The following is a 12,941-nucleotide window of genomic DNA, read 5'->3' as shown; positions in this document are numbered from 1 at the left end:
CCCGCGACCCGGCCGAGCGCGAGTCGGCGCTGATGGCCGCGCTGCCGCTGCAGGTGGAGCACGCCCAGGCCAGCAGCCCCGCCTACGCCGACCTGCTGGCGGGCGTCGACGCGCCGGCCATCACTTCGCGTGCCGCGCTGGCCACGTTGCCGCTGACTCGCAAGAGCAGCCTCGCCGCCGCGCAGGCAGCTCGGCGCACGCTGCGCCTGGGTGGCTTTGCGACTGGCATGCCGCGGCGCATCTTCCAGTCGCCGGGACCGCTCTATGAACCCGAGCCCGATGCCGACGGCACCGACCCCTGGCGCATCGGCCGCGCGCTGCATGCAGCGGGTGTGCGTGCCGGGCAGCTGGCACATGTGGGCTTCAGCTATCACCTGACACCCGCCGGCGCCATGATGGAAGCCGGCCTGCGCGCCATCGGCGCGGCCAGCTTCCCCGGCGGCGTGGGCAACACCGAACTGCAGTTGCAGGCGCTGCTGGACCTGCAGCCCGAGGCCTATGCCGGCACACCCAGCCTGCTGCGCATCCTGCTCGACAAGGCAGTGGAGGGTGGCCACTCGCTGCCCTACCTACAGCGGGCCCTCGTCAGCGGCGAGGCCTGCCCGCCGGCCCTGGTGGCCTGGTTTGCCGAACGTGGTGTCGCTGCCTACCAGTGCTATGCGACGGCCGACCTTGGCCTCATTGCCTACGAGACGACGGCGCGCGAGGGCCTCGTGGTCGACGAGGGCGTCATCGTCGAGATTGTTCGCCCCGGGTCCGGCGAGCCGTTGCCGGAGGGCGAGGTCGGCGAGGTGGTCGTGACGACGCTGAGCTCCGGCTATCCGCTGATCCGCTTCGCCACCGGCGACCTGTCGGCGGTCATGCCTGCATCGCTTGGCAAGAGCCTTTGCGGCCGCAGCAATCAGCGCCTGCGCGGCTGGCTGGGCCGGGCTGACCAGTCGGCCAAGGTGCGCGGCATGTTTGTGCATGCGGGCCAGGTGGCCGAGCTGGTCAAGCGCCACCCTGAGGTGCGGCGCGCCCGTCTTGTCGTCAGCGGCGAGCTGGCGCAGGACTACGTTCTGCTGCAGGCCGAAATGTGGGAATCCACAACCCCCGGCCTCGTGGAAAGCCTGATGCAGACCGCACGCGACCTGACCAAACTGCGCATTGAAGTAGAACCGCTGCCACCTGGCAGCTTGCCCAACGACGGCAGGTTGATCGAAGACCGTCGTTAACCGCTGGAGACACCCAATGCGCCGTACCCTGTTGCTCACCGCTGGCCTGATGGCCTGCCTGCCCGCCTTTGCCCAGTACCCGGAAAAGCCGGTCACCATCGTCGTGCCGTTCACGGCGGGCGGTCCGACCGACAAGGTGGCGCGCGACCTGGCCGAGGCCATGCGCAAGCCGATGAACGCGACGCTCATCATCGAGAACGTCGGTGGCGTCGGCGGCACCCTGGGCGCCAACAAGGTGGCCAAGGCCGCGCCCGATGGCTACACGCTGCTGCTGCACCACATCGGCATGGCCACGGCGCCGTCGCTGTACCGCACGCTGCCCTTCAAGACCTTGGAGGACTTCGAGTACCTGGGCATGGTCAACGAGGTGCCGATGACGCTCATCAGCCGGCCCACCATGCCGGCCGCCAACTATGCTGAACTGGCCAAGTGGCTGGAGGCCAACAAGGGCAAGGTCAACCTGGCCAATGCCGGCGTCGGCTCGGCCTCGCACCTGTGCGGTCTGCTGTTCCAGCAAGCCGTCAAGTCGGACATGACCACCGTGCCCTACAAGGGCACTGCGCCGGCGATGAACGACCTGCTCGGCGGCCAGGTCGACATCATGTGCGACCAGACCACCAACACCACCAGCCAGATCGAGGCCGGCAAGGTCAAGGCCTTCGCCGTGATGTCCTCCAAGCGCCTGACCAGCGGCCCACTGGCCAAGTTGCCGACGGCGGACGAGTCCGGCCTGAAGGGTTTCAACCTGACCATCTGGCATGCCCTGTACGCGCCCAAGGGCACGCCCAAGGCCGTGCTGGACAAGGTCAACACGGCGTTGCGCGCCGCGTTGAAGGACGCCGACTTCCAGAAGCGCCAGGAGGCGTTGGGCGCCGTGATCGTGACCGACGCCCGCGTCGGGCCGGCTGAACACAAGAAGTTCGTCGAGGCCGAGATCAACAAGCTGGGCCCTGTCATCAAGGCGGCTGGGGTGTACGCCGACTGAAATGGAGCCCCTCGTCCAGTCGCGCCTCGCTGAACGCGGGCGCGTCTGGCCGGTCTCTCTGGGGGACGGCGATGCTTGCCGGGTTGTCCGGCAAGCACATCGCCAAAGCGGGCCGGCTTGGGAGCGGCCCGGCGCTCGGCCCGAAAGGCCGGGGTGTCTCAGGCGTTGACTTGGTCGACGACCAGCCGGTGGCTGGCGTCGAGGACCCAGACGTCCTCGTAGTCCACCTCGAAGAGATGGCCGTCGGGGTCGGCGAAATAGCCGGCCACGCCCCAATGCGTGCGCGTGGCGGGCTTGACGAGGCGGCCGCCGGCCTCCACCGCCTTGGCGAGTATGCGCGGAACTTCATCCGGTGACTGGGCGATGTAGATGAGCGCCATGCCCGCAAAGCCGCTGCCCGTTGGCGATTCAAAGCCGGCGTCCTTCGCCAAGTCCGCACGCGAGATCAGGCAGAGCGCGTAGCCACCCAGATCAAACTTCGCAAAGCCGGTGTTGCCCGTGGGCGACTTGGCCCAGCCCAACGCTTCATAGAACGCCGTCGAGCGCTCGACGCTGGCGACGCCAAGCAGCACCAGATGCAGGCGTTGGCGCGGCGACAGTGCGTCGCGAGCACTGGCTTCAAAGACATGTCCAGCAGGTTGATCCAGCATCTCGTCCCTTCGGTGGCAATGGGCGCGCATGCTGCCACGCGGCTGGGGGCGCCGGGTTACCCGCCGAGTACAGGCGGCCGGGAAGAAGGTCACGTGAATGCGCGGTCACGCAGCGCGTGTTGCGCCGGGTAAACACGTTGTTGACTCGATCCTCGTTCATCGAAAGAATGCATGTAAACGTTTTCATGACGACATAACAACCGGCCTGCGCAAGCGGCGCCGGCATACGGATGAGACAACCGTTCCCGCCTGGCTTCCTGTGGGGCTGCGCGACTTCCGCCTATCAGATTGAAGGCTCGCCGCTGGCCGATGGCGCCGGGGTGAGCAACTGGCATCGCTTCGTGCGCACGCCTGGTCGGGTGATTGGCGGCGACACGGGTGATGTCGCCTGCGACCACTACCGACGCATGAAGGACGACGTCGCGCTGATGCGCGAGCTGGGCCTGACCGCCTACCGCTTCAGCATCGCCTGGAACCGGGTCCAGCCCGACGGCCGTGGCCGCGTGAACGCCGCTGGCCTCGGCTTCTACGAGCGCCTCGTCGATGAACTGCTGGCCGCCGGCATCACGCCGATGGCGACGCTCCATCACTGGGACCTGCCCGCCGCGCTGGACGATCGCGGCGGCTGGCTCAACCCCGACATGCCGGACTGGTTTGCCGACTACGCCCAGGTCTGCTTCAACGCGCTGGACGACCGCGTGCCGCTGTGGGTGACGATCAACGAGCCCTGGGTTGTGGCCGACGGCGGCTTCATGCAGGGCACGCTGGCGCCGGGCCACCGGAGCGCCTACGAGGCGGCCATCGTCGCGCACCGCCTGATGCAGGCGCATGCCAAAGGCGTGCAGGCCTATCGCGCCATCGGCAAGAACAGGATCGGCCTCGTCGTCAACATCGAGCCGAAGCATTTGCCGCCGGACGCCAGCGAGTACGACCGCCATGCGGCGCGCCTGGCTGACGCCTACATGAACCGGCAGTACCTCGACCCGGCCCTGCTCGGCAGCTATCCCGAAGAGCTGCGCGACGTTTTCGGCGAGGCTTGGCCCGATTGGCCAGCGTCGGAGGTCGAGGCGTTGAAGCAGCCCATCGACTTCCTGGGCCTGAACTACTACACCCGCGCTGTCGTCCGCCACGACGTCAAGGCCTGGCCGGTGCCCGCAGCGCCGCAGCGCCAGCCCGGCGGGATCTATAGCGAGACCGGCTGGGAGCTGCATCCGCAAAGCCTCGCCGACACGCTGGTCTGGATGCACGAGCGCTATGGCGGCCTGCCGCTCTACGTGACCGAGAACGGCGCCGCCTTCTACGACCCGCCAACGGCAATAAACGGTCGCGTCGACGACCCGCTGCGTGTGCATTACCTGCGCACCCACATCGCCGCAGTGCAGGACGCGATGGCGCGCGGTGCCGACATGCGTGGCTATTTCGCTTGGTCGCTGTTCGACAACCTCGAATGGTCGCTGGGCTATGCCAAGCGCTTCGGCCTGGTGCATGTGGACTTCCAGACACAGCAGCGCACGCCCAAGGCCAGTGCACGCTTCTATGCTGAGGTCATCGCCGCGCACGGCGCCAACCTCTAAGAAAAACATGAGCGCCAGCCCCGCCACCATCAAGGATGTCGCCCGCGTCGCTGGCGTGTCCGTCGCCACGGTCTCGCGTGCACTCAACGGCGCCGAGAACGTGCTGCCCGACACCCGGCAACGCATCCTCGACGTTGCCCGCGAGCTGCGCTACAGCCCGTCGGGCGCTGCGCGCAGCCTCATCACGCGCCGCACCGACACCGTTGGCGCGCTGCTGCCCGACCTGCACGGCGAGTTCTTTTCCGAACTGATCCGCGGCATCGACCAAGCGGCCCGCTCGCGCGGCCTGCACCTGCTGCTTTCCAGCTCCCACGACGACGCCAACGAGGCCGCCGCCGCGCTGCGCGCGATGAACGGCCGCGTCGATGGCCTGCTCGTCATGTCGCCGCATGCCGACGACGATTTCCTGTCGCAGAACCTGCCACTCAACCTGCCGGCCGTGCTGCTGAACTCCGGCGTGCGGCGGCCGACGCAGCGCGTCTTTGCGGTCGACAACTTTGGCGGCGCGCGCGAGATGGCCCGCCACCTCGTTGCCAGCGGCCGCCGGCGCATCGCCTTCCTGGGCGGCCCGGCCACCAACTTCGAGGCCCGCGAGCGCGAGCGCGGCTACCGCGCGGGCCTGCCTGCGGGCGTCGCACCCTGGCTGCTGGAAGGCGATTTCTCCGAAGCCGGCGGTCAGCGCGCGGGCGAGGCGCTGCTGGCGATGCCGCCGGCCGCACGGCCCGACGCCGTCTTCGCCGCCAACGACATCATGGCCATCGGTCTGCTCGGCGTGCTGCAGGCGGGCGGCGTGCGCCTGCCCGACGACATCGCGCTCGCCGGCTTCGACGACATCCCCATCGCCCGCTATGTCAGCCCTGCGCTGACCACCATGCACGTGCCCATCGCTGCCCTTGGGCAGCAAGCGCTCGACGCGCTGGCCGACACGCTGGAGAGCCAATTGCCCGACGCCAGCGCCACCGTCATGCCCGTGCAACTCGTCGTGCGCCGCTCCTGCGGCGCGGCCAAGCCCTGATCCCGTCCAGACCACAGTAAACAACCAGGAGACAAGGACATCATGAGCATCACATCCACTCGCAGGCCCTGGCGCCGCCAGGCACTGGCCACGGCCGTCTTCCTTGCCTTGGCAGGCGCCGCTTCGGCCCAGACTTCGAACGCCACCGTGCGCGGCACCATCACCACAGCGGGCGCGGCAGCGCCGGCGGGCACCGATGTCATCGCGGTCAACAAGGCCAACGGCAACATTTATCGCACCACCACGCTGGCTGACGGCAGCTATGTGCTGGTCGGCCTGACGCCGGGCACCTACGAGGTTCGGGTCGGCGGCGCCACGACGGGCAGCCTTGTCACGGTGTCGGTCGGTCAGAACGCCACGGTCGACCTCGCCGCCGGTGGTGCTGCCACCAATCAGCTCGGCACTGTCGTTGTCGAGGGCAGCTCGCAGCGGCAAGGGGTGATCGACTCCCAGGTTGGCACGACCGTGTCCAACCGCATGATCGAGGCGATTCCGCAGGCGTCGCGCAACTTCCTGTCGGCTGCCGACTTTGCGCCGGGCGTGCGCTTCGACACCGACGCCAGCGGCAACACGCGGCTGCGCGGCGGCTCGCAGAACATCGACTCGGTCAACGTCTTCATCGACGGCGTCGGCCAGAAGAACAACATCCTGCGCGGCGGCGTCGCCGGCCAGGACACCAGCCGTGGCAACCCCTTCCCGCAGGCCGCCATCGCCGAGTACCGCGTGCTGACGCAGAACTACAAGGCCGAGTTCGACCAAGTCTCCAGCGTGGCGATCGCCGCAGTCACCAAATCCGGCGGCAATGAAACGCATGGAAACGTTTACGTCAACCGCACGGGCAGCAACTGGACCTCGCTGAGCCCCATCCAGAAACGGGATGAAGCCAATGGCATTGCCACGCCGTCCAACAAGCAGATCGAAGCCGGCTTCAGCCTCGGTGGCGCGATCGTGCCCGACAAGCTGCACTACTTCTTCGCCTACGACGGCAAGTCGCTCGACAAGCCACGCCAGCTGACCGCAATGAACCTGGACAAGTACCCCGGCAGCCCCGGTGTCGTGCCGTCCCTCGCTGCCCAGCAGGGCGCGTTCAAGGGCTCGTTCAAGGAGCACCTCGTCTTCGGCAAGCTGTCCGCGGAGATCGACGACCGCCAGCGCCTGGACATCTCCACCACGCTGCGCAAGGAGACCGGCTACTCGGTCGATGGCGACCGCTTTGCGCCGAGCACGGCCATCAACAACAACAACAACGCCTATCGCGTCGACGTCACGCACGAGTACACGGGCGACCGCTGGCTCAACGAGGCGCGCGTCGGTTGGGAAAGCTCCAAATGGAACCCGCAGTCCGACTCGGCCGATCCGCTGGTGCGCTACAAGTACTCGCCCACCAACGCGATCAACAACGTCCAGGACATCTTCTTCACGGGTGGATCGCCCAATGCCCAGGACCGGCGCCAGAGCGGCGTGTATTTCAAGAACGACCTCAGCTACACGGGCTTGGCCGGCCACGTCATCAAGGGCGGCGTGCAGTTCAAGGCGATGAAGTACGACCTGAGCGGCACCGCCTTTCGCGTCGCGGCCATCGACACCGTGCTGAACACGACGACAGGTCAGCCCTACTTCAACGGCTTGGCCTGCACCGGCACCAACGTCAGCAGCAACGGCCTGTCCAGTGACCAGTGCAACATCCGCCTGCCCATCCCGACAGCGTCGGCCAATCTCAAGAACAACCAGTTCGGCATCTACCTGCAGGACGACTGGAAGCTGACCAAGCAGTTGGAACTCAATCTCGGCGCACGCTGGGACTATGAAGACAACATGCTCAACAACGACTACGTGACGCCGGCCGACCGCGTGGCGGGGCTGAATGCGCTGGACGGCCGCACCGTCGACGGCATCACGGCGCCGCCCGGCCAGACGTATGCGCAGTCGCTCGCCAAGGGTGGCATCAACATCGCCGACTACATCTCCACCGGCAACTCGCGCAAGCCCTTCAAGGGCGCGTTCGCACCGCGCGTCGGCGCCTCTTACGACATCTTCGGCAACAAGGCCTCCGTGGTCTACGGCGGCTGGGGCCGCAGCTACGACCGCAAGATGGCCAACAACACCTTGGACGAGCTGCAGAAGAACGCCGCGCCGGGCGGCGAGATCTGGATGATCAAAAACGACTTCAAGATGCCGTTCGCCGACCAGATGAGTCTGGGCGTGCGCCAGGCGCTGGGCATGTGGAACATGGACGTCGCGGTCTCCAAGATCCACGCCAAGAACCAGTTCATCTGGTTCAACGGCAACCGCGACCCCAACGGCGGCTTCGGCAATTCCAACTCGGTGGACCCGTTGTGGGGCGGCGCGCCGCGTAACTTCGGCACCGTGGTGCTCGGCGACTTTGTCGGCCAGAACAAGGCGACCAGCCTCTTCCTGTCGCTGGACAAGCCCTACACACAGGCCAGCGGCTGGAGCATGACGGTGGCCTACACCTACACGGATGCCGAAACCACCAACAACGAATGGTCGGATGACATCTTCGACTGGACCTATGGCAAGGGCACCTACGGTTTCCGCCCTGCCAAGGATGCCGAGAAGCACCGCCTCGTGGTCGGCGGCCTGATGGACAAGCTGCCCTGGGGCATGCAGCTGTCCGGCAAGCTGACCGTCGGCGACGGCCAGCCGCGCCGAGTGGTGGACTGCCACACCGGCTTCTCCGGCCCCAACGGCTGCCGGGCCGTCGCGCGCGGCTCCGACACCTTCAAGCAGCTCGACCTGGCCCTGGCCAAGAACTTCAAGGTCTATGGCGGCGACTTGCAGGTCCGCATCGACGTGCTGAACCTGTTCAACACCGCCAACTGGGGCTTCTACGATGACTGGGTTGGCGGCCCCTCCACACCGCCGAAGAACGCGCTCGGCGGTGACAACGGCAACTTCGACACCCGCACCGGCGTGCGCGGCACGATGCGGCAGTTCAAGCTGGGCGCGAGCTACTCGTTCTGATCTCCTGAAGCACGGGAGCCGCTGCCCAGTGATACGGGGCGGCTCCCACAATCACGCCCACCATGGATTCCCTGACACGACGCGCGGTACTTGCCCACGGCGCCGGCCTGGCGCTGGCGGCGCACCTGCCCAGCTGGGCAGAGGCGTCGGCATCGGCCTCTACCTTTCTAGCCGACCTCGAACGCCGCACTTTCGACTTCTTCTGGGAGACGACTGACGCCCGCACTGGCCTCGCGCCTGACCGCTGGCCGACGCCGTCCTTCGCCAGCATCGCCGCCGTCGGCTTTGCGCTCAGCGCCTACCCGGTGGGCGTGGCGCGGGGCTATATCACCCGCAACCAGGCCCGCGACCGCACGCTGACGACGCTGCGCTTCTTCGCCAACCTGCCGCAAGGCCCGGGCAAGACCGGCGTGGCCGGCCACAAGGGCTTTTTCTATCACTTCCTCGACATGAAGGAAGGCCTGCGCTTCGGCCGCTGCGAGCTGTCCACGGTCGACACCGGCCTGCTGCTGATGGGCGCGCTGCACGCGCAAAGCTTCTTCGACGGTGAGCAGGCCGAGGAGGCCAGCATCCGCGGGCTGGTCGACGAGCTGTACGGTCGCGTCGACTGGGCCTGGGCGCAAGTGCGGCCGCCGTCCATCGGCCACGGCTGGACGCCCGAGAAAGGCCACATCCCCAGCGACTGGAAGGGGTACAACGAGGCCATGCTGGTCTATCTGCTGGCACTTGGCTCGCCGACGCGGCCGCTCAAGCCCGATGCCTACGATGCCTGGACCAGCACCTATGACCGCGACAGCTGGGGCGACAGCTACGGTCAGACGCTGCTGCGCTTTCCGCCGTTGTTCGGCCACCAGTTCACGCATTGCTGGGTCGATTTCCGCGGCATCCACGACGCCTACATGAAGCAGCGCGGCCTGGACTATTTCGAGAACTCCCGCCGCGCCACCTATGCGCAGCAGGCCTACGCCGCCGCCAACCCGCTGGGCTGGCAGGGCTACAGCGCCGAGGTCTGGGGCATCAGTGCCAGCGACGGGCCGGCCGACATCACGCTGCCGTACAAGACGACCCGCGGCAAGATCGAGAAGCGCCGCTTCATCAGCTATGCCGGCCGCGGCATGGGCCTGCACGACGATGGCACGCTGGCGCCCTACGCGGCGGGCAGCTCCATCGCCTTTGCGCCCGAGATCGTCATCCCCGCGCTGATGGCCATCAAGGAGCGCCACCCGCACACCTGGGGCCGCTATGGTTTCTGGGACGCCTTCAACCCGAGCTTCAACTATCCCGACGTGCGCCTGACACACGGCCGCATCGAGCCGGGCAAGGGCTGGGTCGACACCGACATGCTAGGCATCGACCAGGGACCCATGCTCGCGATGATGGGCAACCACCGCGGCGAGCTGGTGTGGCAGGTGATGCGCAAGAACGCCCACCTCGTCAAAGGCCTCAAGCGCGCGGGGTTCACCGGCGGCTGGCTGGGCTGATCGCTCGATGCACCGTCGCAGCCTGCTCACTGCTGGCGCCGCTGCCCTCGCCGGCTGCGCTCGCGACAGCGGCACGACGACGCTGCGCTTCTGGGCCATGGGTCGCGAGGCCGAGGTGGCGGCCGAGCTGATCGCCGGCTTCGAGCGCGAGCAGCCCAAGGTCCGCGTCAAGGTCGAGCAGCTGCCCTGGTCGGCCGCGCACGAGAAGTTGCTGACCGCCTTTGCCGGCGATGCGACGCCCGACCTTGCCCAGGTCGGTAACACCTGGCTGCCCGAGATGCAGGCCCTGGGCGCGCTGGAGCCCCTCGCGCCCTGGATCGCCCGCACGCCGACGCTGCAGGCGGCCGACTACTTCGACGGCATCTGGGCCACCAATGCGCCGGGCGGCGAGCGTGTCGGCCTGCCCTGGTATGTGGATACGCGGCTGCTGTTCGTGCGCCAGGACCTGCTCGCCAAGGCCGGCATCCCGCGCATACCGCAGACCTGGAACGAGTGGCGTGACGCGCTGGCCCGTCTGCGCGAGCACGGCATGGCCACACCGCTGCTGCTGCCCACCAACGAGTTCGAGCCGCTGCTGGCCCTGGCCCTGCAGCAGCCCGCCCCGGTGCTGCGCGATGGCGGGCGCTTTGGCAACTTCTCGTCTGACGACTTCCGGCGCGCACTCTCCTTCTACGCCGAGCGCTTCCGGGTCGGCGATGCGCCGGGCCTCACCAACAACCAGATCGCCAATCTCTGGCAGGAGTTCGGCCGCGGCACCTTTGCGTTCTACATCTCGGGTCCCTGGAACATCGGCGAATTCAAGCGCCGCCTGCCGCCCGAACTGGGCGATGCGTGGACGACGGCCGAGCTGCCCGGCCCCAGCGGCCTGGGCGCCTCCATCGCCGGCGGCGCCAGCTTGGGCGTGTTCAAGCGCTCGCGCCACAAGCCCGAAGCCTGGGCGCTGATCAGCTACCTGAGCCGGCCCGATGTGCAGCTGCAGTTCTACCGCCTGACCGGGGACCTGCCACCCCGCCGAAGCAGCTGGGCCATGCCGCTGCCGGCCGGCGCCACGCTGGCCGAGGACCGCCACGCCGCTGCCTTCTACCGCCAGCTCGAACGTGTGCGCCCGCCACCAGCCGTGCCGGAATGGGAGCGCATCGCCAACGAGATGCAGCTGGCGGCCGCGCGCGTGGTCGGCGGGCGCGACAGCATCGACGTGGCCGTGCGCGACCTCGATGCGCGCGTGAACGGCATCCTGGAAAAGCGACGCTGGATGCTCGACCGCAAGGTGCAGGCATGAGGGCGGGTCGCGAATCCCTCGCCGCCTGGGCCTTCGCCGCCCCGGCGCTCATCGTCATCGCGCTGTTCTTCGGCGTGCCGGTGTTTGCCGGCCTGGCGCTGAGCTTGACCGACTTCGACATCTACGCACTCGCCGACCTGCGCAACCTGCGCTGGCAGGGCTGGGACAACTATGTCCATGTGCTGAGCATGCCGCTGTTCTGGCAGGCGCTGGGCAACACCGCCTACTTCGTCGTGTTGGGCGTGCCGCTGTCCATCGCGCTGTCTCTTGCCGCCGCCGTGTTGCTGCAGTCGAAGCTCGTCCGCTTCAAGCCGCTGCTGCGCACGGCGCTGTTCGCCCCCGTCGTCACCACGCTGGTGGCGGTCGCGGTGATCTGGCGCTATCTCTTCCACGTGAAGTACGGCCTCGTGAACTACACCTTGCAGTCCTTCGGTGTCGACCCCATCGATTGGTTGGGTGATCCGCACTGGTCGATGCCGACCATCATTGGCTTCGCCGCGTGGAAGAACTTCGGCGGCAACATGATCATCTTCATCGCCGCGCTGCAGGCCGTGCCGCAGGACCTGTACGAGGCCGCGCGCCTGGACGGCGCCAGATCGTGGGCGCAGTTCCGCTACATCACGCTGGCCAGCATCGCGCCGACGCTGCTGATGGTCACCATCCTGACGACGGCGGGCTACTTCCAACTCTTCGCTGAGCCCTATGTGATGACCCAGGGCGGGCCGCTGCAGAGCACGGTCAGCGTGCTCTACCTGATGTACGACGAAGGCTTCAAGTGGTGGAACCTGGGCCTGGCCTCGGCCGTCGCCTTCGTGCTTTTCATCATCATCGTCGTGGTCAGCAAGGGGCTGATCGCGCTGCAGCGGCGGCTGACGGGGGAGGGCGCATGAAGCGTTTGCTCATCAACGGCCTGCTGTGGGCGTTCGCGGCGCTGGCGATCTTCCCGCTGGTGTGGATGGTGTGCGTGTCGCTGATGCCGGCCGGCAGCGCCTCCAGCCTGCCGCCGCCGCTGATCCCCCGTGAGCCGACTTTTGCGCATTACGAGAAGCTGCTGGGCGATGGCGGCTTGAAGCGCGCCTTCATCAACAGCCTGGGCCTGGCCATCGTCAGCACCTTCATCTCGGTCAGCTTCAACACCCTGGCCGGCTACTCGTTCGCCAAGCTGCGTTTCCGGCATCGCGAGCGCGTGTTCGGGCTGCTGATCGCAGCGCTGGTCATCCCCGGCCAGGTGGCCATGCTGCCGCTGTTCCTGATGCTCAAGGGCATGGGCCTGGTGAACACCTGGATGGGCGTGCTGATCCCGAGCATGGCCGGCATCTTCGGCATCTTCCTCGTGCGGCAGTACGCGCGCGGCGTGCCGGACGAGTTGCTGGAGGCGGCGCGGCTGGACGGTGCGGGGGAGTGGCGCATCTTCTGGAACATCGTGCTGCCGACGTTGAAGCCGGTGCTGGTGACGTTGGCGGTGTTCGCTTTTCTGGGAAGCTGGAACGACTTCATGTGGCCGTTGATCGTGCTGACCGATGGGGAGATGCATACGCTGCCAGTCGCATTGGCGGCGCTGTCGCGGGAGCATGTGCAGGACAGTGAACTGATGATGGCTGGGGCGGTGATCACGGTGTTGCCGGTGCTGGTGTTGTTTGTGGCGTTACAGAGGTATTACATGCAGGGGTTGTTGATGGGAAGCGTGAAGTGATTGGTCTCGCTTCGCGTTGCTGCGGCTTGGTGGCGAGGCGCATGCGGGTGGCGCAAGGACGTCGT

The 12,941-nt window shown here is 67.3% G+C and carries 10 protein-coding genes; 9 read left to right on the top strand and 1 reads right to left on the bottom strand.

The window, feature by feature from the left end:
• Positions 1-32: 32 nt before the first annotated feature.
• Together ASC81_RS22050 and ASC81_RS22045 are read left to right on the top strand one after the other, a co-directional pair.
• Complete coding sequence (locus ASC81_RS22050; RefSeq protein WP_056272524.1) at positions 33-1,214, top strand: phenylacetate--CoA ligase family protein; 1,182 nt, start codon at positions 33-35, stop codon at positions 1,212-1,214.
• 16 nt (positions 1,215-1,230) lie between these two features.
• Positions 1,231-2,199, top strand: a complete 969-nt coding sequence (locus tag ASC81_RS22045; RefSeq protein WP_056272155.1) for a tripartite tricarboxylate transporter substrate-binding protein — start codon at positions 1,231-1,233, stop codon at positions 2,197-2,199.
• A gap of 158 nt (positions 2,200-2,357) precedes the next feature.
• Here the strand turns inward: ASC81_RS22045 and ASC81_RS22040 are convergent, their stop codons facing one another.
• The gene (locus ASC81_RS22040; protein WP_056272152.1) at positions 2,358-2,849 is read right to left on the bottom strand and encodes a VOC family protein; all 492 of its coding nucleotides are present in this window, start codon (positions 2,847-2,849) and stop codon (positions 2,358-2,360) included.
• Positions 2,850-3,079: 230 nt separating this feature from the next.
• On the opposite strand from ASC81_RS22040, the gene ASC81_RS22035 reads away from it, so the two are divergent.
• From ASC81_RS22035 to ASC81_RS22005, 7 genes are all read left to right on the top strand, one after another.
• Entirely contained in the window at positions 3,080-4,423 is a 1,344-nt protein-coding gene (locus ASC81_RS22035) for a GH1 family beta-glucosidase (RefSeq protein WP_056272150.1), read from the top strand.
• Positions 4,424-4,430: 7 nt separating this feature from the next.
• Positions 4,431-5,438, top strand: coding sequence for a LacI family DNA-binding transcriptional regulator (locus ASC81_RS22030; protein WP_056272146.1), 1,008 nt, complete (start codon positions 4,431-4,433; stop codon positions 5,436-5,438).
• Positions 5,439-5,480: 42 nt separating this feature from the next.
• Entirely contained in the window at positions 5,481-8,423 is a 2,943-nt protein-coding gene (locus ASC81_RS22025) for a TonB-dependent receptor domain-containing protein (protein ID WP_056272145.1), read from the top strand.
• Between the two features lie 62 nt (positions 8,424-8,485).
• Positions 8,486-9,904, top strand: coding sequence for a glucoamylase family protein (locus ASC81_RS22020; protein WP_056272142.1), 1,419 nt, complete (start codon positions 8,486-8,488; stop codon positions 9,902-9,904).
• A gap of 7 nt (positions 9,905-9,911) precedes the next feature.
• On the top strand, positions 9,912-11,183 hold the full coding sequence (locus ASC81_RS22015) for a sugar ABC transporter substrate-binding protein (RefSeq protein ID WP_056272139.1): 1,272 nt from the start codon (positions 9,912-9,914) through the stop codon (positions 11,181-11,183).
• Positions 11,180-12,073: a carbohydrate ABC transporter permease gene (locus ASC81_RS22010; RefSeq protein ID WP_056272137.1), complete on the top strand. Its 894-nt coding sequence runs from the start codon at positions 11,180-11,182 to the stop codon at positions 12,071-12,073. Before ASC81_RS22015 ends, ASC81_RS22010 begins: the two co-directional genes overlap by 4 nt.
• Positions 12,070-12,876 carry a carbohydrate ABC transporter permease gene (locus tag ASC81_RS22005; protein ID WP_056272135.1) on the top strand — a complete coding sequence of 269 codons (807 nt, stop codon included), beginning with the start codon at positions 12,070-12,072 and terminating at the stop codon, positions 12,874-12,876. The genes ASC81_RS22010 and ASC81_RS22005 overlap by 4 nt, the downstream gene beginning before the upstream one ends.
• Positions 12,877-12,941 lie beyond the last annotated feature (65 nt).

The organism is Pelomonas sp. Root405, from assembly GCF_001425165.1.
Lineage (GTDB): Bacteria > Pseudomonadota > Gammaproteobacteria > Burkholderiales > Burkholderiaceae_C > Pelomonas.
This window is presented reverse-complemented; position numbering and strand designations above follow the sequence as displayed.